The organism is Dickeya sp. NCPPB 3274 (assembly GCF_000406205.1).
In the GTDB taxonomy this organism is placed as follows: domain Bacteria; phylum Pseudomonadota; class Gammaproteobacteria; order Enterobacterales; family Enterobacteriaceae; genus Dickeya; species Dickeya fangzhongdai.
In genome coordinates this window covers 3,745,303-3,770,534 of sequence record NZ_CM001979.1, presented here as the reverse complement: position 1 = coordinate 3,770,534, position 25,232 = coordinate 3,745,303, and the positions used below count along the sequence as shown (strand labels likewise).

Genomic DNA, 25,232 nt, shown 5'->3' with positions numbered 1-25,232 from the left:
GGCAACCTTCCTGAGTCAACTCAAGGGCAGTTAAGGGTGAATCATTCTAATGGAAGCCAGACATCAGGAACAGCGATCTATTTCTATTTGTAAAACAAGAGATTGGTACCTATCCGGCGCCAACCGCGCGTTGCGGTCAGCAGGAGAATGGCGGGATGGTTATTGGTCGGCCCACAGGGTCAGGCCGTTGCGGGGCACCTGTTGTAACCGCGTCGCCAGCGCTTCTCCATCGGGAAACACCAGTTCCGGCGCCAGTTCAGCCAGCGGGTAGAGCATGAACTCACGGTTTTTCATGTCATAGTGCGGTACCGTGAGCCGTTCGGTATGCAGCGTCAGGTCGCCAAACAGCAGAATATCGAGGTCAAGAGTACGCGGTCCCCAGCGGTGATCCTTACGTACTCGTCCTTGTTCCTGCTCAATGCGCTGGGTATGGTCCAGTAGCGTTTCCGGCGGCAACGCGGTCTGTAACTCGGCGACCGCATTGAGATAATCAGGTTGATCCTGCGGGCCGAGCGGGCGGCTGCGATAAAATGACGAACAGCGCGCCAGTCGGGTGTGCGGAATGGCGTCCAGCGCGGTTAGCGCCGCGCGCGCCTGTTGCAATGGCTCGGACAGATTGCTGCCCAGCGCCAGATAAACCCGGATCACCGGGCGTTGTCCCGGCGGGCAGGGCGCTTGCGCGGGCGACGAGAGCGGCGATGCGGCGTCGGGCCGTCATCCAGCGTGTTTAACATCACCTGCTGACGCGGCGGCGCGGCGACCTGAAACTCTCCCCACCACTGCGCCAGGCGCTGTAGCTCCTGATGGTTTTCGATTTCCGCACGCAGGCAGAGCAGGTCATACGCGGCGCGGAATTTCGGGTGTTCCATCAGCTTGAAGGCGCGTTTGCCCTGACGGCGCGACAGACGCAACTGCAATTGCCAGATATCGCGGACAAGCGAGGTAATGCGTTTGGGGATCGCCAGCGAGCGGCACTGTTCGTCCAGTACGTCGTTCATGGCTAAGGCGAACGCCTCGAAGTAGGCCAGCCCGCTCTCCTGCGTCAGTTTCTGGGCGTGTTCCACCAGCGGGTACCACAGCATGGCGGAAAACAGAAACGCCGGGTTGACGCGCATGTCGTTCTGGATGCGTTGATCGGTGTTTTTCAGCACCTGCACGATCATCCGCTCCATCGTACTTTCGCCGTTAGCGGTGAAATAACGACTGATCAGCGGAAACAGCGGCTGAAACAGCTGGTATTCGCATAGTAACTGATAGGTCGGATAGCCGTAGCCCGCCTGCAACAGTTTCAGGGATTCTTCAAACAGCCGCGCCGGCGGAATATCGTGCAGCAGCGAGGCCAGACGGGGAATCGGCTCGGCGGTTTCCGGGCTGATGCGCATACTGAGTTTGGCGGCGAATCGCACGGCGCGCAGCATGCGCACCGGGTCTTCGCGGTAGCGGGTTTCCGGTTCGCCAATCAGGCGAATCAACCCCTGACGCAGGTCGTTCAGGCCGTTGGTGTAGTCACGAACGGTGAAGTCGGCGATGCTGTAATAGAGGCTGTTGATGGAGAAGTCGCGCCGCTGGGCGTCTTCCTCGATGGTGCCGAAAATGTTGTCGCGCAGCAGCATACCGTTGTGGCCTTGCTGGGCGGCGTTTTTCGTTTCCTGTTCCTGATGCTGTTCGTGGTGGCCGCGGAATGTCGCGACTTCAATGACTTCGGGGCCGAACATCACATGCGCCAGACGGAAACGGCGGCCCACCAGCCGGCAGTTGCGGAACAACTTGCGGACCTGTTCCGGGGTGGCGTTGGTGGTGATATCGAAGTCTTTGGGTTTTTTGCCCAACAGCAGATCGCGGACGCCGCCGCCCACCAGATAAGCCTCATAGCCCGCTTTGCTCAGGCGATACAGTACTTTCAGCGCATTCTCACTAATGTCGCTACGTGAAATGGCGTGCTGGTCACGGGGAACGACCGTCATCGCCTGCGGCGGATTGTCCGCCCTGGCGGGCTCATTCTCACGATTCAGTACCTTGCGGCAAAAATTAGCTACCCGGGTAAAGATAATACACCTCGATAATCATTGGAAAATTAACGGCACAACAAAAAATAGCGGCTAATCATAGCTCACCCTCAGCCCTTTGAGAATGCTGATGTTATTTCCGGCGATGTAAGAGCGGCTTCGACGGGGACCGTAGCCAACGACCAGTGCGCGATGGCCCACGCGAGCAATGCGTCCCGATCGAGGTCCCGCCAGTGCGCAGGCAATGGCTGGCGCAAAAAGGCCAGCGCCTGTGCCAGCACGGCCCGCGGATCGCCATCCGGCAGCGCCGGAGCGTGGTTCTGCTTGGAGAGCTTATTGCCGTCGCCATTGAGCGCCAGCGGCAGATGCACGTAGGTCGGAGCCGGATAATCCAACTGGTGGTACAGCGATAACTGGCGCACCGTCGGTTCGATCAGATCCGCGCCGCGTACAATTTCGGTAACGCCCTGATCGTGGTCGTCGACCACGACTGCCAGATTGTAGGCAAACAGACCATCGCGGCGATGGATAATAAAGTCTTCTCGCGCCAGCATCGGGTCGGCATCAATCTGCCCGCGCAAGCGATCGTGAAAGCTGAGAACCGGCTGGCTCTGGCGCAGGCGCAACGCCGCCTGGTTCGACGGCAGACCGCGATCGCGGCAGTGACCGTCATAGTGGCCGCCAATCTGCTGGATGCGTTGTCGGGTACAAGTACAGTAGTAGCATTTCCCCTGACGCTGCAGGTCGGCCAGCACCGCGCGGTAAAGATCGTGGCGGCGGGACTGGTACACCACGTCGCCGTCCCAGAGCAGGCCATACTGTTCCAGTTGGCGGAGAATGCGTGCGGCGGCGCCGGGCACTTCGCGCGGCGGATCGATATCCTCGATACGCACCAGCCAGCGTCCGTGGCAGGCGCGGGCCTGCAGGTAGCTGCCCAACGCGGCAATCAGGGAACCAAAGTGGAGATCGCCAGACGGAGAAGGCGCAAAGCGTCCGACGTAAGGGCGTGATTCAGGCATACGGCGATATCATGCCGGTTGAAGGTGATGCTGACTGGTCATAAGAAGCGAAAACCCGGCGGTAGGGCGTTTGCTCTCCCGCCGGGCTGATATCATCCGGCCATCTGCTTTTCGCGGATTTCGGCCAATGTTTTGCAGTCAATGCACAGATCGGCGGTGGGGCGGGCTTCCAGACGACGGATACCGATTTCCACGCCGCAGGACTCGCAATAGCCAAAGTCCTCGTCTTCGATTTTCTGCAGTGTTTTGGCAATCTTCTTGATCAGCTTACGCTCGCGATCGCGGTTGCGCAGTTCAAGGCTGAATTCTTCTTCCTGCGCGGCACGGTCTACCGGATCCGGGAAGTTAGCGGCTTCATCCTGCATGTGCGATACGGTTCGATCTACTTCGTCCCTGAGTTGATTGCGCCATGCTTCAAGAATACGCCTGAAATGAGCCAGCTGAGCGTCGTTCATGTATTCTTCGCCCGGCTTCTCCTGGTATGGCTCCACTCCGGCAATCGCGAGAATGCTCAGAGAGGATGTCTTACGGTTTTGCCCTTCTTGCATGTTGCTTCTCCTACATAAACACGACACGCAGTATCGACTCCCCCAGGGGGGAAAAACAGGCCGCTATAAATAACAGATGGAAGTTAGGTTGGCAATGATTCCCGACACCGGCCTGACAAAGTGTGAGAAACGGCATAATCCCATCAGATAATACATAACGTGCGGCAGAATTAGCTCGCTGTCGTCACGTTATTGAAACGGTAACAATTGCCCCAGCGTCATGCCATCAGGGGTGATATGGGCACCGTAACACAGAATTTCAACCCCCTGCTGCCGGGATAGTTGTAATAATTCGGCGTAATGTCGGTCAATGTGTTGCGCCGGCGAAATCCGGTCGATACCGGAGTGCAGCGCGGCGAAGCACAATACGGCACGACGACCCTGCGCCGCCACCTGTTGCAGTTCCCGCAGATGCTTTTGCCCTCTGAGCGTTACCGCATCGGGAAAGTAACCACATCCGTGTTGCAATAATGTGACTGATTTAACTTCAATATAGCAGTCCGCTCGATCCTCTGCCTGCAATAACACGTCTATCCTGCTGTTTTCCGAACCATAGCGCACTTCGGCGCGGATAGTGGTGTAACCTGTGAAATCGGCCAGCCGGCCTGCGTGCAGCGCCTCAAGCACCAACTGATTGGCGCGCAGGGTATTTACGCCAATCCAGTGTCCCTGCGTGGTTTGCGTCAGTTCCCAGGTATGGGGGTACTTGCGTTTCGGGTTATCCGAGGTGGAGTACCAGACGGTATCGCCCGGCGCGCCGCAGCCGGTCATCGCGCCGGTATTAGGGCAGTGCAGCGTCAGGGTTTTTCCGTCGGGAGTCACCACATCCGCCAGAAATCGTTTGTAACGTTTGAGCAGCGTGGCGGGTTGCAGGCGTGGGGAAAATTGCATGAATGATGTCTCTCAGGAAGTCAGCAGCGGCCAGTGGGCGATGGGGTGATAATGGGTTCGCCCCGCGTCGGCGCGCGATTCGTACAGAAAAAAACGCTCGACCGGCACCGTCCAGCCGAACGTGGCGGCCGGCACCGGCACCGGGCGGGTGGCGCCGCGCAGCAGCGTGATATGCGGATGAAACGGCTGAGGGGGTTGATAACAACCGTTACGCGCCGCCTGCGAGCGTAACATATCCGCCAGTTGCAGCAATCCTCGCGGCGCCTGACGACAACCGAGCCACACCACGCCAGGTCGGGGCCAGTGGCCGGCGTCGTTCAGAGTCAGGGTAAACGCCGGCTGGCGGATACGGCCGGCCAGCGTCTGCAAAACCTGCATTTTGGCGTCGCTGACCTCGCCGAGGAAGGCCAGTGTCAGGTGCAGATTGGCCGCGGCCACCGGGCGCCCGGCCTCGGGGGCGAATTGCGCGGCGCGCCAGTGTACGATCTGCTGGCCGATCGCGTCCGGCAACGACAAGGCAAAAAACAGGCGGCGGGTCGGGGTCATGGCAATCTCTCCGTTCTGCGGGGTTCCGATGCTACAATGCCCGCCGGATAAAGTTAAGGTTGCGTTCCGCTATTCGCCGTGCTCAGACGCCGGCCGGCGCGCCGCTTTTCTATTTATTGAATTAATGTCTTTCGATAACGTCCGGCTAGTGTTGTGCAGTTATTGTGCTGTATTGCTGTGCCGCCGGATTCAGCCATGATTACGGAGAGTTGTGTGAGTCTACCCCCCGTCAGCGCCGTACTGGATGAGGTCATCCAGGCGTTGCATACCGCGCCGCAGGTGTTGCTGCATGCCCCGACCGGCGCCGGAAAGTCCACCTGGTTGCCGTTGCAACTGTTGCAGCAGGGCGGGCTTCCCGGTCGCATTATTATGCTGGAACCGCGTCGGCTGGCGGCTAAAAGCGTGGCTTTCCGGCTGGCGGAGTGGCTGGGGGAAACGCCGGGGCAGACCGTCGGTTACCGTATGCGTTCGGAAAGCCGGGTTAGCAGCCAGACCCGGCTGGAAGTGGTGACGGAAGGCATTCTGACCCGGATGCTGCAGCATGATCCGGCGCTGGATGGCGTTTCGCTGGTAATGCTGGACGAATTTCACGAACGCAGTTTGCAGGCCGATCTGGCGCTGGCGCTGCTGCTGGATGTCCAGCAGGGGCTGCGCGATGACCTCAAGCTACTGATCATGTCCGCTACGCTGGATAATTCCCGGCTCTCTTCTTTATTACCGCAATCGCTCAGCGTGTCGTCGCAAGGGCGCTCCTGGCCGGTGGAACGGCATTACCAGCCGGTTGGCTCGCAGGAGCGGCTGGAGGAGGCGACGGCCCGGCTCGTTTACCGTCTGTTGCAGGACGAAACCGGCTCGTTGCTGGTATTTTTACCGGGCGTGGCGGAAATCAAACGGTTGCAGACGCTACTGGAAAATGCGGTGCCGGCGGAGGTGGATATCTGCCCGTTGTACGGCGCTCTGACGCTGGCGGAACAACAGAAAGCGATTCTGCCGGCTGTCGCCGGGCGGCGCAAAATAGTGCTGGCGACCAACATCGCGGAAACCAGTCTGACCATCGAAGGTATTCGGGTGGTGGTGGATTGTGGTCTGGAGCGGGTGGCGCTGTTTGATGTCAAAACCGGGCTGACTCGCCTGACGACGCAGCGTATCAGCCAGGCATCGATGGTGCAGCGCGCCGGACGCGCCGGGCGACTGGAGCCGGGCGTGTGCTGGCATCTGTTCGCCCGCGAGCAGGCTGAACGCGCTGCGGCGCAAAGCGAGCCGGAAATTCTGCACAGCGATCTGTCCGGGGTGCGGCTGGACCTGCTGCAATGGGGCTGCAACGACGTCGCGCAGCTCTGTTGGCTGGATACGCCGCCTCAACCCGCGCTGCTGGCGGCGGACCGTTTGCTGACGCAACTGGGTATGCGCGATGCGCAGCAACGGCTGACGGCGGACGGGCGCAAGATGGCGGCGCTGGGCAGCGATCCGCGACTGGCGGCGATGTTGCATGCCGCCGGGCAGGATGCGGATGCGCTGGCGACGGCGGCGTTGCTGGCGGCGATCATCGAAGAGCCGCCGCGCGCCGGGTCGCCGAATCTGTCCGACGCCCTGCATCGTCCCGCCGGCCACTGGCAGCGTCGGGCGCAACAGCTGGCGCGCCGTGCCGGCAAGACATCGGGCAAGGTGAATGAAAGTCTGGCCGCAGGGTTGTTGTCGGCGGGCTTCGCGGATCGCATCGCCCGGCGGCGTGGTCAGGATGGGCGTTATCAACTGGCGAACGGATCCGGAGCCAGTCTGCCGCCGGAAGAGGCGCTGGCGGCGTCGGAATGGCTGCTGGCCCCGGCTCTCATGCAAAGCCCGCACAGCGCCGACGCCCGTATTTTACTGGCGCTGCCGATTGATATCGACCAACTGGCGCGGCAGCGGCCGGAACTGGTGACAGAGCAGAATCTGATGCACTGGGACGAAGAAAAAGGTACCCTGCGCGCCAGCTTGCGAACGCAGATCGGCAGCCTGACGCTGTCGTCCCGGCCATTAGCCAAACCGTCGGACGAGGCGTTGCAGCAGGCGATGCTTAACTGGCTGCGTGAGCAGGGGCTGTCGGTATTGAACTGGGACGAACCGGCGTTGCAGTTGCGCCAGCGGTTGCTGTGCGCCCGGCAGTGGTTGCCGGAGGTGGCGTGGCCGGCGGTGGATGACGCCGACCTGCTGGCGTCGCTGGAGCTATGGTTGCTGCCGTCGCTCAACGGCGTGCGGGATCGTCGCACGCTTAATCAGATCAACCTGAGCGACGCGCTGTGGCGTTTGCTCGACTGGTCGCAGCGCCAGCGGCTGGATAGTGCGCTGCCCAGCCATTACACTGTGCCCGGCGGCAGCCGCTTGTCGATCCGTTATGATGCCGACCAGCCGCCGGTGCTGGCGGTGCGGCTGCAGGAGATGTTCGGCGAGCAGAGCAGCCCGTTGCTGGCTGAAGGTCGAGTGGCGCTGGTGCTGGAACTGCTGTCTCCGGCGATGCGGCCGTTGCAGATCACCCGTGATCTGGCGGCGTTCTGGAACGGCGCCTACCGGGAAGTGCAGAAAGAAATGAAAGGGCGCTATCCCAAGCATGTCTGGCCGGATGATCCGGCGAATACGGTGCCGACCCGGCGCACCAGAAAATACCAGAATACCTAATTTCAGATGTTTCCCCCTTCCTTGCGCAGCGTGGGAGACACAGAGTAGACGGCCACGGCGGGTAATCCGACGGTCGTCAGTAACCTGATGGAGATGTCACTGTAATGTCTCGGGATGACCGCGAACCTATCGGGCGCAAACGTAGTGCGTCACGACAAACTCCCCCTCGCAGGCAAGCGACGCGCCGTCGCAGGGATGATGACTACGACGACGATTATGAAGAAGAGTACGAAGAAGACTATGACGACGATGAGGATGACGAGGAAGAAGTCATGAGCAAGCGGCCGCGTAAAAAACGCCGCTGGCTGGGGTTGCTGATCCGGCTATTCCTGATTTTCGTGGTGGTGATGTCGATTTATGGCGTTTACCTCGACGGAGAAATTCGCAGTCGTATCGACGGCAAAGTGTGGCAACTGCCGGCGGCGGTGTATGGCCGCATGGTCAACCTTGAGCCGGGCATGGCCTACAGCAAGAAAGAGATGGTCAATCTGCTGGAAGGGATGCAATACCGCGAGGTCAGCCGCATTACCCGGCCGGGCGAATTCACGGTGCAGGCCAACAGCATCGAAATCCAGCGTCGTCCTTTTGACTTTCCGGACGGCAAGGAAGGCCAAATCCACGCCAAAATGATCTTCAGCAGCGACCGGCTGTCGCAGATCCAGAACATGGATAATCAGCGCAATTTCGGTTTCTTCCGGCTCGACCCGAAACTGATCACCATGTTGCAGTCGCCGAACGGCGAACAGCGACTGTTTGTGCAGCGTTCCGGTTTCCCCGACCTGCTGGTGCAAACGTTGATCGCCACCGAAGACCGCCATTTCTACGAGCATGACGGCATCAGTTTCTACTCCATCGGCCGTGCGCTGATCGCCAACCTGACGGCGGGCCGGGCGGTGCAGGGCGGCAGTACGCTAACCCAGCAGCTGGTGAAAAACCTGTTCCTGACCAACGAACGCTCGCTATGGCGCAAAGCCAACGAAGCCTACATGGCGTTGATCATGGATTACCGTTACAGCAAGGATCGTATTCTGGAGCTGTATCTGAACGAGGTGTACCTCGGTCAGAGCGGCAACGATCAGATCCGCGGTTTTCCGCTGGCCAGCCTTTACTATTTCGGGCGGCCGGTAAACGAGCTGAGCCTCGACCAGCAGGCGATGCTGGTGGGGATGGTGAAAGGGGCGTCGCTCTATAACCCGTGGCGCAACCCGCAGGTGACGCTGGAGCGTCGTAACCTGGTGCTGAAACTGCTGCAGAACCAGCAGGTCATCGACGAAGATCTTTACAACATGTTGAGCGCCCGTCCGCTGGGCGTTCAGCCGAAAGGCGGGGTGATCAGCCCGCAGCCGGCGTTCATGCAGATGGTGCGGCAGGAGTTGCAACAGCGGCTGGGCGACAAGGCGAACGATCTGTCCGGGGTGAAAATCTTCACTACGCTGGATCCGGTGTCGCAGGATGCGGCGGAAAAAGCGGTGGAAGACGGCATTCCGGCGCTGCGCGCGGCGCGCGGCGTCAAGGATCTGGAATCGGCGATGGTGATTGTCGATCGCTTTAGCGGCGAGATTCGCGCGATGGTGGGCGGTTCCGACGCGCAGTTCGCCGGTTTCAACCGCGCCATGCAGGCGCGCCGTTCGGTCGGTTCGCTGGCGAAACCGCCTACTTACCTGACGGCGCTCAGTATGCCGGATCGCTACCGCCTCAATACCATTCTGGCGGATGAGCCGATTTCGCTCAAACAGCCGAACGGTACGATCTGGGAACCGAAAAACTACGATCGCGAATTCCGCGGTCGGGTGATGCTGGTGGACGCGCTGGCGAATTCGCTCAACGTGCCGACGGTCAATCTGGGGATGGCGGTCGGGCTGGATCAGGTCAGCGATACATTGCAGAAGCTGGGGATCCCGCAGAACCAGATTCAGGCGGTGCCGGCGATGCTGCTCGGCGCCATCAGCCTGACGCCGATGGAAGTAGCGCAGGAATACCAGACTATCGCCAGCGGCGGTAACCGCGCGTCGCTCTCTGCGCTGCGTTCGGTGATCGCCGAAGACGGCAAGGTGCTGTATCAGAGCTTCCCGCAGGCTGAACGGGCCGTGCCGTCACAGGCCGCCTACCTGACGCTGTACGGTATGCAACAGGTGGTGGAGCGCGGCACCTCGCGTTCGCTGATGGTGAAATTCGGTAATTACCACCTGGCGGGGAAAACCGGTACCACCAACGACCTGCGCGACAGCTGGTTTGCCGGCGTCGACGGCAAGGAAGTGGTGATCACCTGGGTTGGACGCGACAACAATGGCCCGGCGAAACTGACCGGCGCCAACGGCGCGCTGACTATTTATCGTCGCTATCTGGAAAACCAGACGCCGTTGCCGCTGATGCTGACGCCGCCGGAAGGCATTACCACCATGACGATGGACGGCAGCGGCAACTTTATCTGTAACGGCAGCGCCGGTCGGGCATTGCCGGTGTGGACGGATAACCCGCAGGCGTTGTGCCAGGCCAGCCAGCAAGCGGTGCAGCAGCCGGCCAATTCGCCGAACGGTCAGCCACAACAAAATCAGCAGGAAGGCGGCAGCGTTCCCGACTGGATTAAGCAGATGTTCGGGCAGTAAACGCCTGCCGACATGTCAATACCCACGCCCGGTTCGCCGGGCGTGCTTTTTTCCTTCCTTCCTTCCTCCGCTATTTTCCCGGCACCCGTATTTCATTCGCCTGCGTCTAAATCGGTTGCGGATAGCCTCGGCTTACGCCTATCATTCAATCTTTATAAGAATCATTATCGTTTTCATATTCGCCCGCCGTGATAACTGGCGGACGAACCGAATACCTTCAACGCACGAACTCATGATGCAAAAAGCTATGATGCCGCCGGAGATCACCTTCCGGCTGAACGAGGTCAGCTTTTCCGTGGCTGATCGGGTACTGCTGTATCCGCTGACACTGACTTTTCCAGCGGGAAAAGTCTGCGGCTTGCTCGGTCATAACGGGTCCGGCAAATCCACCCTGTTGAAAATGCTGGGACGCCATCAGGCGCCTTCCGGCGGTTCGGCGTGGCTGGCGGAAAAACCGCTGCTGGAGTGGGGTGGTAAGGCGTTCGCCCGTCAGGTCGCCTACCTGCCGCAGCAATTGCCCGCCGCCGACGGCATGACGGTGCGCGAACTGGTGGCGGTTGGCCGCTACCCGTGGCACGGCGCGCTGGGGCGTTTTGCAGCGGCCGACCAGCAGAAAGTGGATGACGCCATTGAACTGGTGGGGCTGTCGCCCTTTGCCCACCGACTGGTGGACAGCCTGTCCGGCGGCGAGCGGCAACGCGCCTGGCTGGCGATGACCGTGGCGCAGGACAGCCGCTGTCTGCTGCTGGACGAACCGACATCGGCGCTGGATATCGCTCATCAGGTGGAGGTGCTGTCGCTGATCCGGCGGATGAGCCAGCAACGCGGTCTCACGGTGATTGCCGTGTTGCACGACATCAACATGGCGGCGCGTTACTGCGACGAGCTGGTGGCGCTGCGTCAGGGTCGGGTGGTGGCGCAGGGAACGCCGCAATCGCTGATGCAGGCGGAAGTGCTGCAGGCTATTTACGGTATCCCGATGGGGGTATTGCCCCATCCGGTCGAAGGGACGCCGGTCAGTTTTGTGTGTTGAATGAGTGTCGTATGCTGAACAAGATGATGGGTAACCCGAACAAACCGGATGCGCTCCGGCGCCGTCTGCTGGCGGCGATGCTGGTTGCCCCGTGGTTTTCTCCTTTTGATACTCGCGCGGCCGCGGTGGATAGCCAGCGCATCGTGGCGCTGGAATGGCTGCCGGTAGAATTATTGATGGCGCTGGACGTCATGCCTATGGGCGTGGCGGATATCCACAACTACCGTCTGTGGGTGCAAGCGCCGGCGTTGCCGGCCAGCGTCGTGGATGTCGGCCTGCGCACCGAACCCAACCTCGAACTGCTGGCGCGGCTCAACCCTTCGCTGCTGCTTTATTCGTCGGGGTATGGCCCGGCGGCGGAACAGCTTGAGCGCATTGCGCCGTCACTGGGCTTTGCGTTTAGCGACGGCAACGGCAAGCCGTTGCAGGTCGCAAGACAGTCGCTGACGACGCTGGCGGAACGCCTGGAGATGAACGCCGCCGCTGAACGTCATCTGACGGCGTTTGATCAGTTTATGGCGGAAGCCCGCGTCAGATTACAGCCCTATACCCGCCGTCCGCTGTTGCTGTTTTCGGTGCTGGATGAGCGTCATGTGCTGGTGGTAGGAAAAAACAGCCTGTTTCAGGACGTACTGGATCAGCTTGGCATTGAAAACGCCTGGCAGGGCAGCACCAATTTCTGGGGCAGTACGGTGATTGGCATGGAACAACTGGCGTCAGTCGGTCATGCCAATGCCATTTGCTTCGAACATGGCAACGAGGGGTTGATGTCGCGGGTCAGCGCTAATCCTGTCTGGCAGTCGCTGCCGTTTGTTCGTGACCAGCGATGGCAGCGTACCGAGGCTGTCTGGTTGTATGGCGCCACCCTGTCGGCGATGCGTTTCTGTCGGCTGCTGGACGAGGCGATGGAGCGGCTGACATGACCGTGGAGAAGGCCGTGAATATGCCAACGCGTGCGTCGACGTCCGGTTTGCTGGCGGGGGTAGTGGCGGTGCTGTCGCTGCTGGTTACCCTGATGGCGTTCTATAATCTGCGTCAGCAGTTGCCGCTGGCGCTATGGCGGCAGGGCGCGCTGTCGCCCGACGTCGCCGACCTGCGTCAGTTGCTGTTCCATTACAGCCTGCTGCCGCGCCTGGCGCTGGCGTTGCTGATCGGCGCCGGGCTGGGGCTGGTGGGCGTGCTGTTTCAGCAGGTATTGCGCAATCCGCTGGCCGAGCCGTCAACGCTAGGAGTGGCGAGCGGCGCGCAGTTGGGGCTGACGGCGGCGACGCTGTGGGCATTGCCCGGCGGCTGGTTGACGTCGCAACTGGCGGCGATGGCGGGCGCGTTGCTGGTGGGCGCGCTGGTGTTTGGCGTAGCCTGGGGCAAGCGCCTGTCGCCGGTCACGTTGATTCTGGCCGGGCTGGTGCTGAGTTTGTATTGCAGCGCCGTCACTCAACTGCTGGCGCTGTTTCACTACGAGCAGTTGACCAACCTGTTTCTGTGGAGCAGCGGTTCGCTCAATCAGCAAGACTGGCAGAGCGTAATGCGGGTGCTGCCGGTGCTGGTTGCCGGTGTCGTGTTGACGCTATTGCTGGCGCGCCCGCTGACTTTGCTGGGGCTGGATGACGGCGTCGCCCGCAATCTGGGGCTGAGCCTGTCAGTCGCCCGCGTCGGCACATTGCTGCTGGCGATTTTCCTCAGCGCGCAGTGGGTCAACGTTGCCGGTATCATCGGGTTTATCGGCCTGTTTGCACCGCTGATGGCGAAAATGCTGGGCGCGCGCCGATTGGGGCAACGCCTGTGGCTGTCGCCGTTATTGGGCGCGTTGCTGCTGACACTGACCGATCAGATCTTACTGTGGCTGGCGGGCGTCTGGCGCGAGGTGCCGACCGGCGCCGCCACTGCGTTGATTGGCGCGCCATTATTGTTGTGGCTGCTGCCGCGTTTGCGCTCTACCGCGCCGCCGGTGCTGCAAGACGGGCAGAAAGCGCTGACCGAACGCGCCAACTGGGGCGGATGGTGGCTGGCGGGGCTGGTTTTGCTGCTGACGGTGGTCGCGGTGGCGCTGTCTCTGGGGCGCGAACCCGCCGGTTGGTACTGGGCGAGCGGCCAGGAGTTATCGGCGCTGTTGCCCTGGCGCTGGCCGCGGGTGACGGCGGCGCTGACCGCGGGGGTGATGCTGGCGATGGCCGGCAGCCTGATTCAGCGTTTAACCGGTAACCCGATGGGCAGTCCGGAAGTGCTGGGGATCAGCGCCGGCGCGGCGTTTGGTGTGGTGGCGTTGCTGTTTCTGGTAACGGGCAACGTCACGGACTGGATGCTGCCGGCCGGTACGTTCGGGGCGGCGGTCACGCTGCTGCTGATCATGATGGTGGCCGGGCGCGGCGGTTTTTCGACGCAACGCATGCTGCTGGTAGGGATTGCGCTGGGTACCGCGTTTACCACGTTAATCAGCCTGTTGCTGGCCAGCGGCGATCCCCGCGGCGGAAGCCTGCTGACCTGGCTGTCCGGCTCGACCTATCAGGTGACCGGCGCGCAGGCGATGATGTCCGCGGCGGTGGCGCTGCTGGCGTTGCTGGTGGTGCCGCTGTGTCAGCGCTGGCTGCGCATGCTGCCGTTGGGCGTGACCACGACCCGGTCGCTGGGGGTAGCGGTGACGCCGGTGCGTTTGCTGATCCTGCTGCTGGCCGCGATATTGACGGCGGTGGCGACCATGACGGTGGGACCGATGAGCTTTGTCGGGCTGATGGCGCCGCACATGGCGCGCATGCTGGGGTTCAATCGCGTGATCCCGCAGCTGGCCTGCTCGGCGCTGATCGGCGGTGGTTTAATGGTGCTGGCCGACTGGTGCGGCCGGATGCTGCTGTTTCCGAATCAGATTCCTGCCGGTTTACTGGCGACCTTCATTGGCGCGCCCTATTTTATCTGGCTACTGCGGCGTCAGGCGCGGTAAAGCGGGGAGGAATAGCCGGTGGGGCAAGGTGGTCCCACCGGCACAGGGAGAGAGCTTACAGTTTGGCGAAGCAGCGACGGGCGGCGTCAACGGTGTGCTCAATATCCTGCTGACTGTGCGCCAGCGACATGAACCCCGCTTCGAACGCCGACGGCGCCAGATAGACCCCTTCTTCCAGCATCAGGTGGAAGAAACGTTTGAACCGTTCCACGTCACACTTCACCACGTCCTGATAGCAGGTCACCCGAGCGGCATCGGTAAAGAAAATCCCGAACATCGCGCCGACGTGGTTCACCACCAGCGGGATCTGCTGCGTTTTCGCCGCCGCCAGCAGGCCGTCCGCCAGTTGAGTGGTCAGTTCGGTCAGTTTCTGGTGGACGCCGGGCTTAGCGACTTCGCTCAGGCAGGCGAAACCGGCGGCCATAGCAATCGGGTTGCCGGACAGCGTACCCGCCTGATACACCGGACCGGTCGGCGCCAGCGCTTCCATGACGTCGCGGCGGCCGCCAAACGCGCCCACCGGCATACCGCCGCCGATAATCTTGCCGAGACAGGTGAGGTCAGGACGCACGCCGTAGTGCGCCTGCGCGCCGCCCAACGCCACGCGAAAGCCGGTCATCACCTCATCGATGATCAGCAGCGCGCCGAACTCATCGCACAGCGCACGCAGCCCCGGCAGGAAATCCGGCAGCGGCGGAATGCAGTTCATGTTGCCGGCCACCGGTTCAACGATAATCGCGGCGATGTCCTGCGGGTATTGTTCGAACGCAGCGCGTACCGAGGCCAGATCGTTGTAGGTACAGGTCAGGGTATGGCGGGCGAAATCGGCCGGTACGCCGGGAGAATTGGGTTGCCCCAGCGTCAGCGCGCCGGAACCCGCTTTCACCAGCAGGCAGTCGGCGTGGCCGTGATAGCAGCCTTCGAATTTGATGATTTTGTCGCGGCCGGTGAAGCCGCGCGCCAGACGGATGGCGCTCATGGTGGCTTCGGTGCCGGAGTTAACCATACGCACCATCTCCATGCCCGGCACCAGCGAGGTGACCAGCCGCGCCATATTGACTTCCATCTCGGTGGGCGCGCCAAAGCTCAGGCCGCGCTCAGCCGCCTCGATCACCGCCTGACGAATGGCGGGATGATTGTGGCCCAGAATCATCGGCCCCCAGGATCCCACGTAATCGATATAAGATTTGCCATCCGCGTCGTAGAGTCTGGCGCCTTCCGCCCGTTCGATGAACAGCGGCACGCCGCCTACGCCGTTAAATGCGCGCACCGGCGAGTTGACTCCCCCGGGAATCAGTTGACGGGCGGCGGCATACAGACTTTCAGATTTATTCATTGCGGCTTCCTGATTGGATTTGCATAGCGAGTGGCGTCCATTCTAATGATCTGACCCACGTTATGAAATCGTCAGACACATTTTAGGCCGCCGCGGCCGGGATTCAGGCTGGGCAAGGCAGCGGATACGGGACTAGAATGGTCGCCTTGTCTGTCTGCTAACCCTGATATTGCTGTCATGCCTTCTTCCTTTTCTTTACCGGCTACGGTACGCAACGCCGCTATCCGACAACTCGTTCGCCGCGACAAAACACCGGTGTATATCCTGCTGATGGCTGCCCTGACCGGCACGCTGGTTGGTTTGGTCGGCGTAGGATTCAATCAGGCGGTCAATGTGGTGCAACATTGGCGACTGACTTCGCTGTCGGCCTTGTCGGCGAGCGACTGGGTATGGCCGCTGAGTATCCTGATCTCAGCCTTGCTGGCGGCGATCGGCTACGGGTTGGTGCGGCGGTTCGCGCCGGAGGCGGGGGGGTCCGGTATTCCGGAAATCGAGGGCGCGCTGGAAGATTTGCGCCCGGTGCGCTGGTGGCGGGTGTTGCCGGTGAAATTCTTCGGCGGTATGGGAACGTTGGGCGCAGGCATGGTGCTGGGGCGGGAAGGGCCGACGGTGCAACTGGGCGGCAATATCGGCGGCATGGTGGCCGATCTGTTCCCGGGGCGGAAAACGGAAAATGCGCCATTCGCTGCTGGCGACCGGCGCAGCGGCGGGATTATCGGCAGCCTTTAATGCGCCGCTGGCCGGGATTCTGTTCATCATTGAGGAGATGCGCCCGCAGTTTCGTTACAGCCTGATTTCCATCAAAGCGGTGTTTATCGGCGTGATCATGGCCAGTGTGGTTTATCGCTTGCTGGAGGGCGATCAGGCGGTGATCGATGTCGGTCGGCTGCCGTCCGCGCCGGTCGGTACGCTGTGGCTGTATTTGCTGCTGGGTATTTTATTCGGCGCGGTGGGGGTCTTGTTCAATGCGCTGGTGCTGGGGGCGCAGGCGCGTTTCCTGCGTTTTCACGGCCATTCAATGCCGCGTTTTCTGCTGGTCGGGCTGGCGGCCGGCGGTGTGTCCGGGCTGATGACGCTGGCGTTCAGCGATGCGACCGGCGGCGGTTTTGCGCTGATCCCGATTGCGGCGGCGGAACACTATGGCGTGGGGATGTTGCTGACGATTTTTCTGGCGCGGGTGGGCATGACGTTGCTCTGCTTCTGCTCAGGCGCGCCGGGCGGCATCTTTGCGCCGATGCTGTCGCTGGGCACGTTGCTGGGCGCGGCGTTCGGCATGGTGTGCGCGCATCTGTTTCCGGCCTGGGAATTGGGGGCCGGTACGTTTGCCGTAGCGGGCATGGGGGCGCTGTTCGCCGCGTCAGTCCGCGCGCCGTTGACCGGCATCGTACTGGTGCTGGAGATGACCGATAACTACCAGCTGATTTTGCCAATGATCATCACCTGCCTCGGCGCTACGCTGGTGGCGCAATTTCTCGGCGGCAAGCCGCTCTATTCCTGTATTCTGGCGCGCACGTTGGCACGTCAGGCGCAACAGGAAGCTTCCGTCATCGCGCCGAACGTCGGCATCAAATCTTGAACGTTGCCGGGGGCTGTTGGATAATAAAACGATAACGAGGGCTGTTGAATACCGCCCGATATTGGATTGGGAGTAAAAAAATGAGCGATGATGTAGCACTGCCCCTGCAGTTTACGGATGCGGCGGCTAACAAGGTGAAACTCCTGATTGCTGATGAAGATAATCCGGAACTGAAACTTCGGGTTTACATCACTGGCGGCGGCTGTAGCGGCTTCCAGTACGGTTTTACCTTTGACGATCAGGTTAACGACGGTGATATGACCATTGAAAAACAAGGGGTATCCCTGGTGGTCGACCCGATGAGTCTGCAATATCTGATCGGTGGTTCGGTGGATTACACCGAAGGGCTGGAAGGTTCCCGCTTTGTCGTGACCAACCCGAACGCGAAAACTACCTGCGGTTGCGGTTCCTCTTTCAGCATCTGACGGTATTCTGCGTTAAGAAAAACCCGTGGCCTGACCGGCGCACGGGTTTTTTTATGTCTGGCTAACAGCGCGTCAGCGTCGCCACGCGGCGAATTGCCGGCACAGTTGCTCTGCGGCGAGCATCAGCCGCGGGCCGGTACGGCTAAACCAGTCTTCGTTGACTGCGATCACCTCAGGGTTCAGTTGCGGTCGCCAGAATGCCGTGACCTGCTCCGCCGCGCCGGGCGGCCCGCTGATGACGATGACCTGCGGCTGGCGCCGGATAACCTGCTCGCGGCTCACCTGCGGCCAGGGCATTGGGCTGTCGGCGAATACGTTGTCGCCGCCGCACAGGCTGACCACCTGGCTTTGCAGCGTCGCCCGCGATGAGGTAAATAGCGGCTGACTGCCGAATTGCAGGAACACCCGCACCGGCGTGCTCTGCCCGTACTGCTGCGCCAGCGTCTGTTGCTGCTGGCGGAATTGCTGCGCCGCTTCCCGCGCCTGTTCCGGATGCGGGCTGTACTGCGCCAGCATCTCCAACTGGCGCGGAATGTCGTCGAGCGTGGCCGGATCGAGGTACAGAATGCGGATGCCGAATGACGCCAGTTGCTCCAGCGGCCGCTGAGCGTTGCCCTCTCGCCAGGCCAGCACCAGATCCGGTTTCAGCGCCAGAATGCGTTCCAGATTGATGCCCTGCCAGGTGGCGACCTGCTCGATGCGCCCGGCTTCAGGCGGATAGTTGGACCAGGCGCTGACGCCCACCAGCCGCTCGCCCATCCCGGCGGCAAACGCCATTTCGGTGGCGTGCGGCGCCAGACTGACGACGCGCTGCGCCACCGGCTCCGCCCGACAGGGGACGAGCCACAGCAGCGCCAGACAGCACAGAGCGTGAAAATACCAGGGCTTCAAAAAGCGTCTCCCGTTAAGCAACCGGGGCCGTAACCCCGGTCTGGGATGGATTAGCGCTGTTGCGCCAGTGACTGCAGCATGGTTTCCACCATGCGGGTGGATTGTTTGGCGGCGGTCGCCAGGAATTCGTCAAAGCTGAGGTGCGACTCCTGATCCGCCACGTCGGAAATGGCGCGCACGACCACAAACGGTACGCCAAACTGATGGCAGACGTGGCCGATGGCGGTGGCTTCCATTTCCACAGCGATCGCCTGCGGGAAGGTCTGACGGATACGCGCCAGCGGCTCTTTACCGTTGATAAAGGCGTCGCCGCTCACCACCAGCCCGCGAACGGCGTTCAACTGCAACTGGCCGATGGCGTCCTGCGCCAGCGCGATCAGTTTTTCATCGGCGGCAAACGCGGCCGGGCAACCCGCCATCTGGCCGGGTTCGTAGCCAAATGCGGTAACATCGGCGTCGTGGTAGCGCACTTCGTCGGACACCACGATATCGCCCACTTTGAGTGAAGACGCCAGACCGCCGGCGGAACCGGTATTGATCACCACGTCCGGCTGGCAGTGTTCCAGCAGCAGCGTGGTGCCCAGCGCGGCCGATACTTTGCCGATGCCGGATTTCAGCAGCGCGATCTCCACGCCGTGCAACTGGCCGCTGTAGATCTCGCAGCCCGCGCGCTGGAAGGTCTGGCGGTTCTGGATCTGTTCTCTCAACAGCGTCACTTCTTGTTCCATTGCGCCAATAATGCCAACTTTCATAGGGTTCCCCACCGATTTGTCAAAAGTCACAAAAGTTTAGTCTATCACGGCTTAGGCCGTGCAGCGATTGTGCCCCCGCCGGGGACGTGCTATGACTGAGTCGGCGCCCCGCCTGTTGGCATCAACGCTCGCGGTACGACGTTCAGACGCGGGGCACCGCTTAATCAGGGCATTACATGGAGAGCAGTATGTCTGATATCGATTTTTCGAAGAAAATCAGTTTTCAGCGGCCTTTCAGTAAACCGAAAGACAAAAAAGATGCCTACGCCATCGAGAGGGAGTTCGAAAGCGACCGCGGGCGTATCATCAATTCCGCCGCCATCCGTCGGTTACAGCAAAAAACCCAGGTTTTCCCGTTGGAGCGCAACGCCGCCGTACGTTCCCGTCTGACGCACTCGATGGAGGTGCAGCAGGTCGGGCGCTATATCGCCAAGGAAATTCTAGGGCAATTGCGCAAAAACGGGCAATTGGGCGCGCTGGGGCTGGGAACGCTGGAAACGCCGTTTGAAAGTCTGATCGAAATGGCCTGCCTGATGCATGACATCGGCAATCCGCCGTTCGGGCATTTTGGCGAGGCGGCGATCAATAACTGGTTCAGTCAGCGGCTGGCGCCGGAAGGTAAACCGCCGGGCGCCAGCGAAGATCTCTGTCAGGTGGCCTGTCTGCGGTTGGATGACGAGGGGGACGCGGAACTGAACGCGCTGCGCAGCCGTATCCGCCATGATCTGAGCAACTTCGAAGGCAATGCCCAGGCGATCCGATTAGTGCATTCGCTGCTCAAGCTTAATCTGACCTATGCCCAGGTCGGCTGCATTTTGAAATACACCAAACCCGCTTATTGGGCGCAGCCCATCCCGCACGATTACAGCTACCTGATGAAAAAAGCCGGGTTTTACCTGTCGGAAGAGACGTTTGTCCGGCAACTGCGCAGCGAACTGGGGATGGGCGAATTTCACCGTCATCCGCTGACCTACATTATGGAAGCGGCGGATGATATCTCCTATTGCATCGCCGATCTGGAAGATGCGGTGGAGAAGAAGATCGTGACTTACCAGCAACTGTACGAACGGCTGGGGGACGCCTGGGGATCGCGGGCGGAGAAGGACGTGTTCAGCCGTACCATCGAACGGGCGTACACCGAACGGCAGCATATGCAAGGGCGCAGCGAGAGTGACCAGTTTTTCATGAAACTGCGCGTGAACACGGTCAACACGATGGTGGGATACGTGACGCGGCGTTTTATTGAGCACTTGCCGGCGATTTATAACGGTAGCTTCAACCGTTCGCTGCTGGAAGAGGACAAGGACGACTACGGGCGATTATTAAAGATCTTTAAAGATGTCGCCAGAAAGTTCGTTTTTAATCACCACGAAGTTGAACAACTGGAACTGCAGGGCGATCGCATCATCAGCGGCCTGCTGGAGATCTACAGTCCGTTGCTGAACATGCCGTACCACGATTTTTGCCAGTTGGTGAATGACGATACCCACAAGCGCTATCCGATCGAAACCCGGTTGTACCACAAGCTCTCCAGCAAGCATTGCCACGCCTACCGCGAGGCGACTTGCGACTTGACGGCATTAGCCGACGCCGAACAGGAGGTGTGGGAGTATTACTACCGCGCCCGGCTGATTCTCGATTACATCAGCGGTATGACCGACTTATACGCCTACGATGAATACCGTCGGCTGATGGCGGTGGATTGAGAGCGGTTGACGAGAGGGAATGTTTTGTAAATACGGTCAATATTTCCTTACTCTTCACCATCTTGCACAGAACGTGCGCTGCTGCGCATAGTGATTTCATTCCGCCTGACCGCTGAATGTAGCCGTCAGAGTTTGCACGTTGACTGAATGTGAGACATATCGCTATGAAAAGAAAATCATTGATGCTGAGCGCGCTGGCATTAAGTCTGGCGATGGCCGTGGGGACGCTGCCTGGTACCGCCGCCGCCGCAGAATCGGTGTCGGCGTCTGGCGCGCAGTTGCCCAGCCTGGCGCCGATGCTGGAAAAGGTGATGCCGTCGGTGGTCAATATTTCTGTTGAAGGGCATACCACCGCCACTCGTGGCGCGGCGCAACAGCAATTGCCACCGTTCTTCGGCGAAAACTCGCCTTTCTGTCAGGAAGGATCGCCTTTCCAGTCTTCGCCGATGTGTCAGGGTGAAGACGATGATGACGAGGGCGAGGGCGGTGGGGAAGGCGCGCCGCAGCAGGCATTCCAGGCGCTGGGCGCCGGGGTGGTTATCAATGCGGCCAAAGGGTATGTGGTGACCAACAACCACGTAGTGGAAAACGCCGACAAGATTCAGGTTCGCCTCAGTGACGGCCGCAAGTTCGACGCCAAGGTCATCGGTAAGGATCCGCGCTCGGATGTGGCGCTGATCCAATTGAAGGATTTCCGTAACCTGACCGAGATTAAGATGGCGGACTCCGATCAACTGCGCGTGGGGGATTACGCGGTGGCGATCGGCAACCCTTATGGTCTGGGGGAAACCGCCACCTCGGGGATTGTCTCCGCGTTGGGTCGCAGCGGGCTGAATATTGAAAACTATGAAGACTTTATCCAGACCGACGCCGCCATCAACCGTGGCAACTCCGGCGGCGCGCTGGTCAACCTGAATGGCGAACTGATTGGCCTGAATACCGCGATCCTTGCGCCGGGCGGCGGCAACATCGGCATCGGTTTCGCCATTCCCAGTAATATCGTAAAAAACCTGGTCAGCCAGATTGTCGAATACGGTGAGGTCAAACGCGGCGAACTGGGGATTTTGGGCACTGAGCTGAATTCCGATATCGCTAAGGCGATGAAAGTGGATGCCCAGCGCGGGGCGTTCGTTAGCCAGGTGCAACCGGATTCCGCCGCCGCCAGAGCCGGTATCAAGGCCGGCGATGTGATTGTGTCGATGAACGGCAAGCCCATCAGCAGCTTCTCCGCCCTGCGTGCCCAGATTGGGTCGCTGCCGGTGGGCAGCAAACTGACGCTGGGGCTGATTCGTGAAGGGAAACCGGTGACGGTGGAGGTGACCCTGCAACAGAGCACGCAATCGCAGGTGGCGTCCGGCAATCTGAATTCTGCGATCGAAGGGGCTGAGTTGAGCAATACCCAGATCAACGGCCAGAAAGGCATTAAGGTTGATAAGGTGAAACCGGATTCTGCGGCGGCGAAAATCGGCCTGAAGCCTGATGATGTCATCCTCGGCGTGAACCAGCAGCCGGTAGAAAATATTGGTGAGCTGCGCAAAATCATCGACAGTAAACCTCCGGTGCTGGCGCTGAGCATCCGACGCGGCAACAGCGATCTCTACCTGTTGATTCAATAACCTGACTATGGGCATGACCGGACGCTTCGACATCCGGTCATGCCATTTCCCGCCTGTTTTGTGAGTTCTTCCACAGATTCTGTGTGATTCCCCGGTTTTTGTTCATTTGCACAATGTATGACGCGATACCCGGCGTTATGCTGGTGCGGTTGTCTCTATCCCTCGAGGTTGAAATGGCGTCATACCACCTGAATAACAAACTGGCACAGGAGATCGTCGCGCGTACCATGAAAATCATTGATAGTAATATCAATGTGATGGACGCGCGTGGGCGGATTATCGGCAGCGGCGATCGGGAGCGTATTGGGGAATTGCATGAAGGCGCGCTGCTGGTGCTGTCGCAGGGACGGGTGGTGGATATCGATGACGCGGTGGCGCGGCATCTGCACGGCGTCCGGCCGGGCATCAACCTGCCGCTGAAAATCGACGGTGAAATCGTCGGCGTAATTGGCCTGACCGGCAATCCTGGTCAGTTGCGCCAGTACGGCGAACTGGTATGCATGACGGCCGAGATGATGCTGGAGCAGGCGCGACTGCTGCACATGCTGGCGCAGGACAGCCGTTTGCGGGAAGAACTGGTGCTGAACCTGATCCGTACCGATGATCTGTCGCCGGCGCTGATGGAATGGGCGCAGCGCCTCGGCATTGACCTCAATCAGCCGCGTGTGGCGGCGGTGGTGGAGGTTGACAGCGGTCAGCTAGGGGTGGACAGCGCGATGGCCGAATTACAGCAATTGCAGACGTTGCTGACGACGCCGGAGCGCAACAATCTGATTGCGATTGTCTCGCTGACGGAGATGGTGGTGCTGAAACCGGCGCTGAACAATCACGGCCGCTGGGATGCGGAAGAGCATCGCCGCCGCGTCGATACGCTGTTGTCGCGTATGGAGGAGAGCAGCCGGTTACGGGTGCGGGTGGCGCTGGGCAACTATTTCACCGGTCCCGGCAGCATCGCGCGTTCCTACCGTACCGCCCGAACCACCATGAGCGTCGGCAAACAGCGAATGCCGGCGCAGCGCAGTTACTTCTATCAGGACCTGATGCTGCCGGTGCTGCTTGATAGTCTGCGCGGCGGCTGGCAGGCCAACGAACTGGTGCGCCCGCTGGCCAGGCTGAAGGCGATGGACAGCAATGGCCTGTTGCGCCGTACCCTTAACGCCTGGTTTCGCAACAATGTGCAGCCGGGAGCGACCGCCAAGGCGCTGTTTGTACATCGCAATACGCTGGAATACCGGTTAAACCGTATATCCGAACTGACCGGACTGGATCTGGGCAATTTTGACGATCGGCTGTTGCTGTATGTCGCGCTGCAACTGGATGAAGAGCAGTAATTCTCGTGTCGATGACGACGATAAGGGCGGGCGATTGGCCTGCCGCTTACCTTAGATTCAAATGCACTGTTAAGCCGTCAATAATATAACCCGAGAGTATAAATTATCTCGAAACAGTATTTTTTCCCTCCCGCCTTATCCACTATTGTCCCTTCCATAGATAAAACCGGATACAGTTGCGTCGTTTAGCCGCTGTTCCGGTTGCATGATGACAGGCCGCCGGACTCTGGGGCTCTTTTGATCGCTCGCGCAGGCAACGGGCAGACTTTGAGGGGAGTAATAATAATGTCAATGCGTCGTTTGGGATGGTCGCTGGCTACTGCCGCGTTGTTATTTTCGGGTATGGCTTCGGCTGCCACGGAACTGCTGAATGTGTCTTACGACCCAACCCGCGAATTTTACCAGCAATATAACGCGGCGTTTATCAAACACTGGAAAGAGACGACCGGCGAAACGATTTCTATCAAAAACTCCCACGGCGGTTCAGGCAAGCAGGCACGCTCCGTGATCGACGGGCTGCAGGCGGATGTTGTGACGCTGGCGCTGGCGGGCGATATCGATGCGCTCAATCTCAATCAGCCGTTGATCGACCCTAAATGGCAGGCGCGTCTGCCGGATAACAGCACGCCTTATACCTCCACCATTGTATTTCTGGTGCGCAAAGGCAACCCGAAACATATCAAGGACTGGGATGACCTGATTAAACCTGACGTGCAGGTCATCACGCCGAACCCGAAAACCTCCGGCGGCGCCCGCTGGAACTTCCTGGCGGCCTGGGCTTATGCCAAACATCTGCCGGGCGGAACCGATGAAAGCGCGCAGAAATTCGTGACCGAACTCTACAAGCATGCGCCAGTGCTGGACACCGGCGCGCGTGGCGCAACCATCAGCTTTGTTCAGCGTCAACTGGGCGATGTGCTGATTGCCTGGGAAAATGAGGCGTATCTGTCGCTGAAAGAACAGGGCGGCGATCAGTTGGAAATCGTCACGCCGTCCTTGTCCATTCTGGCGGAGCCGCCGGTAGCGGTGGTCGACAAAGTGGCGGATCGCAAGGGGACGCGTAAACAGGCGGAAGCCTATCTGAACTATCTCTACAGCGACGAAGGGCAGCGTATCATCGCGCAAAACTTCTATCGTCCGCGCAACGCCAAAATCGCTGAAGAATTTAAATCTCAGTTTGCGCCGGTGAAACTGGTGACGATCGATGAAGAGTTCGGCGGCTGGAAAAGCGCGCAGCCTAAATTCTTCGATGATGGCGGGGTGTTCGACGCTATCTTCAAACAGATTAATAAATAAGTTGTATTCTGAGCGTTAAAACCGCCTCCATCGGGGCGGTTTTGCCACGTTGGTTGTCTGAGTC

19 protein-coding genes and 1 pseudogene are annotated in these 25,232 nt (G+C 60.2%); 11 read left to right on the top strand and 9 right to left on the bottom strand.

All coding sequences use genetic code 11. The annotated features are described in order from the left end of the window. Positions 1 to 159 precede the first annotated feature (159 nt). From folK to thpR, 6 genes are all read right to left on the bottom strand, one after another. Positions 160 to 648 (bottom strand): 2-amino-4-hydroxy-6-hydroxymethyldihydropteridine diphosphokinase, encoded by a 489-nt coding sequence (gene folK / locus DXX3274_RS16800; protein ID WP_042860757.1) that lies wholly within the window; start codon positions 646 to 648, stop codon positions 160 to 162. Next, on the bottom strand, positions 645 to 2,048 hold the full coding sequence (gene pcnB / locus DXX3274_RS16795) for a polynucleotide adenylyltransferase PcnB (protein ID WP_071603977.1): 1,404 nt from the start codon (positions 2,046 to 2,048) through the stop codon (positions 645 to 647). The genes folK and pcnB overlap by 4 nt, the downstream gene beginning before the upstream one ends. Before the next feature lie 68 nt (positions 2,049 to 2,116). Then, complete coding sequence (gluQRS, locus tag DXX3274_RS16790; protein WP_042860755.1) at positions 2,117 to 3,025, bottom strand: tRNA glutamyl-Q(34) synthetase GluQRS; 909 nt, start codon at positions 3,023 to 3,025, stop codon at positions 2,117 to 2,119. 92 nt (positions 3,026 to 3,117) lie between these two features. Then, positions 3,118 to 3,573 carry an RNA polymerase-binding protein DksA gene (dksA, locus tag DXX3274_RS16785; RefSeq protein ID WP_012768782.1) on the bottom strand — a complete coding sequence of 152 codons (456 nt, stop codon included), beginning with the start codon at positions 3,571 to 3,573 and terminating at the stop codon, positions 3,118 to 3,120. Between the two features lie 189 nt (positions 3,574 to 3,762). Beyond that, the gene (gene sfsA / locus DXX3274_RS16780; protein WP_038919914.1) at positions 3,763 to 4,464 is read right to left on the bottom strand and encodes a DNA/RNA nuclease SfsA; all 702 of its coding nucleotides are present in this window, start codon (positions 4,462 to 4,464) and stop codon (positions 3,763 to 3,765) included. A gap of 12 nt (positions 4,465 to 4,476) precedes the next feature. Beyond that, positions 4,477 to 5,010 carry an RNA 2',3'-cyclic phosphodiesterase gene (gene thpR / locus DXX3274_RS16775; RefSeq protein WP_038666628.1) on the bottom strand — a complete coding sequence of 178 codons (534 nt, stop codon included), beginning with the start codon at positions 5,008 to 5,010 and terminating at the stop codon, positions 4,477 to 4,479. 213 nt (positions 5,011 to 5,223) lie between these two features. Here thpR and hrpB point away from each other — a divergent pair, with 213 nt between their 5' ends. The 5 genes from hrpB (at position 5,224) to fhuB (ending at position 14,239) form a co-directional block, all read left to right on the top strand. Beyond that, positions 5,224 to 7,665, top strand: a complete 2,442-nt coding sequence (hrpB, locus tag DXX3274_RS16770; RefSeq protein WP_042860754.1) for an ATP-dependent helicase HrpB — start codon at positions 5,224 to 5,226, stop codon at positions 7,663 to 7,665. Positions 7,666 to 7,769: 104 nt separating this feature from the next. After that, complete coding sequence (gene mrcB, locus DXX3274_RS16765) at positions 7,770 to 10,271, top strand: bifunctional glycosyl transferase/transpeptidase (RefSeq protein ID WP_042860753.1); 2,502 nt, start codon at positions 7,770 to 7,772, stop codon at positions 10,269 to 10,271. 235 nt (positions 10,272 to 10,506) lie between these two features. Beyond that, positions 10,507 to 11,304, top strand: a complete 798-nt coding sequence (gene fhuC / locus DXX3274_RS16760; protein ID WP_042862182.1) for a Fe3+-hydroxamate ABC transporter ATP-binding protein FhuC — start codon at positions 10,507 to 10,509, stop codon at positions 11,302 to 11,304. 11 nt (positions 11,305 to 11,315) lie between these two features. Next, positions 11,316 to 12,227 carry a Fe(3+)-hydroxamate ABC transporter substrate-binding protein FhuD gene (fhuD, locus tag DXX3274_RS16755; RefSeq protein ID WP_042860751.1) on the top strand — a complete coding sequence of 304 codons (912 nt, stop codon included), beginning with the start codon at positions 11,316 to 11,318 and terminating at the stop codon, positions 12,225 to 12,227. A gap of 20 nt (positions 12,228 to 12,247) precedes the next feature. After that, positions 12,248 to 14,239: a Fe(3+)-hydroxamate ABC transporter permease FhuB gene (gene fhuB / locus DXX3274_RS16750; RefSeq protein ID WP_071604034.1), complete on the top strand. Its 1,992-nt coding sequence runs from the start codon at positions 12,248 to 12,250 to the stop codon at positions 14,237 to 14,239. Between the two features lie 55 nt (positions 14,240 to 14,294). On the opposite strand, the gene hemL is transcribed toward fhuB, so the two are convergent. Next, on the bottom strand, positions 14,295 to 15,575 hold the full coding sequence (gene hemL / locus DXX3274_RS16745) for a glutamate-1-semialdehyde 2,1-aminomutase (protein ID WP_042860749.1): 1,281 nt from the start codon (positions 15,573 to 15,575) through the stop codon (positions 14,295 to 14,297). 177 nt (positions 15,576 to 15,752) lie between these two features. Between hemL and clcA the strand changes: the two are divergent. Together clcA and erpA are read left to right on the top strand one after the other, a co-directional pair. Next, positions 15,753 to 17,151 (top strand): annotated as a pseudogene (clcA, locus tag DXX3274_RS16740) (H(+)/Cl(-) exchange transporter ClcA). A gap of 80 nt (positions 17,152 to 17,231) precedes the next feature. Beyond that, positions 17,232 to 17,576 (top strand): iron-sulfur cluster insertion protein ErpA, encoded by a 345-nt coding sequence (gene erpA, locus DXX3274_RS16735; RefSeq protein ID WP_038666648.1) that lies wholly within the window; start codon positions 17,232 to 17,234, stop codon positions 17,574 to 17,576. A gap of 72 nt (positions 17,577 to 17,648) precedes the next feature. Here the strand turns inward: erpA and btuF are convergent, their stop codons facing one another. Next, a complete protein-coding gene (gene btuF / locus DXX3274_RS16730; RefSeq protein WP_042860747.1) occupies positions 17,649 to 18,467 on the bottom strand; it encodes a vitamin B12 ABC transporter substrate-binding protein BtuF in 819 nt (272 codons plus the stop codon). 50 nt (positions 18,468 to 18,517) lie between these two features. Continuing rightward, positions 18,518 to 19,219 carry a 5'-methylthioadenosine/S-adenosylhomocysteine nucleosidase gene (gene mtnN, locus DXX3274_RS16725; RefSeq protein WP_042860746.1) on the bottom strand — a complete coding sequence of 234 codons (702 nt, stop codon included), beginning with the start codon at positions 19,217 to 19,219 and terminating at the stop codon, positions 18,518 to 18,520. A 188-nt stretch (positions 19,220 to 19,407) separates the two neighbouring features. Between mtnN and dgt the strand changes: the two genes are divergently transcribed. The 4 genes from dgt (at position 19,408) to DXX3274_RS16705 (ending at position 25,168) form a co-directional block, all read left to right on the top strand. Continuing rightward, a complete protein-coding gene (gene dgt / locus DXX3274_RS16720; RefSeq protein WP_042860744.1) occupies positions 19,408 to 20,925 on the top strand; it encodes a dGTPase in 1,518 nt (505 codons plus the stop codon). Positions 20,926 to 21,089: 164 nt separating this feature from the next. Continuing rightward, a complete protein-coding gene (gene degP, locus DXX3274_RS16715) occupies positions 21,090 to 22,541 on the top strand; it encodes a serine endoprotease DegP (RefSeq protein ID WP_042860743.1) in 1,452 nt (483 codons plus the stop codon). Between the two features lie 173 nt (positions 22,542 to 22,714). Then, positions 22,715 to 23,872 carry a CdaR family transcriptional regulator gene (locus DXX3274_RS16710; RefSeq protein WP_038666661.1) on the top strand — a complete coding sequence of 386 codons (1,158 nt, stop codon included), beginning with the start codon at positions 22,715 to 22,717 and terminating at the stop codon, positions 23,870 to 23,872. Between the two features lie 285 nt (positions 23,873 to 24,157). Continuing rightward, positions 24,158 to 25,168, top strand: coding sequence for a sulfate ABC transporter substrate-binding protein (locus DXX3274_RS16705; RefSeq protein ID WP_042860742.1), 1,011 nt, complete (start codon positions 24,158 to 24,160; stop codon positions 25,166 to 25,168). The last annotated feature ends 64 nt before the right edge of the window (positions 25,169 to 25,232 follow it).

Coding starts and splice junctions, on each gene's coding strand:
- gluQRS (WP_042860755.1), bottom strand. CDS start 3,025: ATGCCTGAATCACGCCCTTACGTCGGACGCTTTGCGCCTTCTCCGTCT.
- dksA (WP_012768782.1), bottom strand. CDS start 3,573: ATGCAAGAAGGGCAAAACCGTAAGACATCCTCTCTGAGCATTCTCGCG.
- sfsA (WP_038919914.1), bottom strand. CDS start 4,464: ATGCAATTTTCCCCACGCCTGCAACCCGCCACGCTGCTCAAACGTTAC.
- thpR (WP_038666628.1), bottom strand. CDS start 5,010: ATGACCCCGACCCGCCGCCTGTTTTTTGCCTTGTCGTTGCCGGACGCG.
- mrcB (WP_042860753.1), top strand. CDS start 7,770: ATGTCTCGGGATGACCGCGAACCTATCGGGCGCAAACGTAGTGCGTCA.
- fhuC (WP_042862182.1), top strand. CDS start 10,507: ATGCAAAAAGCTATGATGCCGCCGGAGATCACCTTCCGGCTGAACGAG.
- fhuD (WP_042860751.1), top strand. CDS start 11,316: ATGCTGAACAAGATGATGGGTAACCCGAACAAACCGGATGCGCTCCGG.
- fhuB (WP_071604034.1), top strand. CDS start 12,248: ATGCCAACGCGTGCGTCGACGTCCGGTTTGCTGGCGGGGGTAGTGGCG.
- hemL (WP_042860749.1), bottom strand. CDS start 15,575: ATGAATAAATCTGAAAGTCTGTATGCCGCCGCCCGTCAACTGATTCCC.
- erpA (WP_038666648.1), top strand. CDS start 17,232: ATGAGCGATGATGTAGCACTGCCCCTGCAGTTTACGGATGCGGCGGCT.
- mtnN (WP_042860746.1), bottom strand. CDS start 19,219: ATGAAAGTTGGCATTATTGGCGCAATGGAACAAGAAGTGACGCTGTTG.
- dgt (WP_042860744.1), top strand. CDS start 19,408: ATGTCTGATATCGATTTTTCGAAGAAAATCAGTTTTCAGCGGCCTTTC.
- degP (WP_042860743.1), top strand. CDS start 21,090: ATGAAAAGAAAATCATTGATGCTGAGCGCGCTGGCATTAAGTCTGGCG.
- DXX3274_RS16710 (WP_038666661.1), top strand. CDS start 22,715: ATGGCGTCATACCACCTGAATAACAAACTGGCACAGGAGATCGTCGCG.
- DXX3274_RS16705 (WP_042860742.1), top strand. CDS start 24,158: ATGTCAATGCGTCGTTTGGGATGGTCGCTGGCTACTGCCGCGTTGTTA.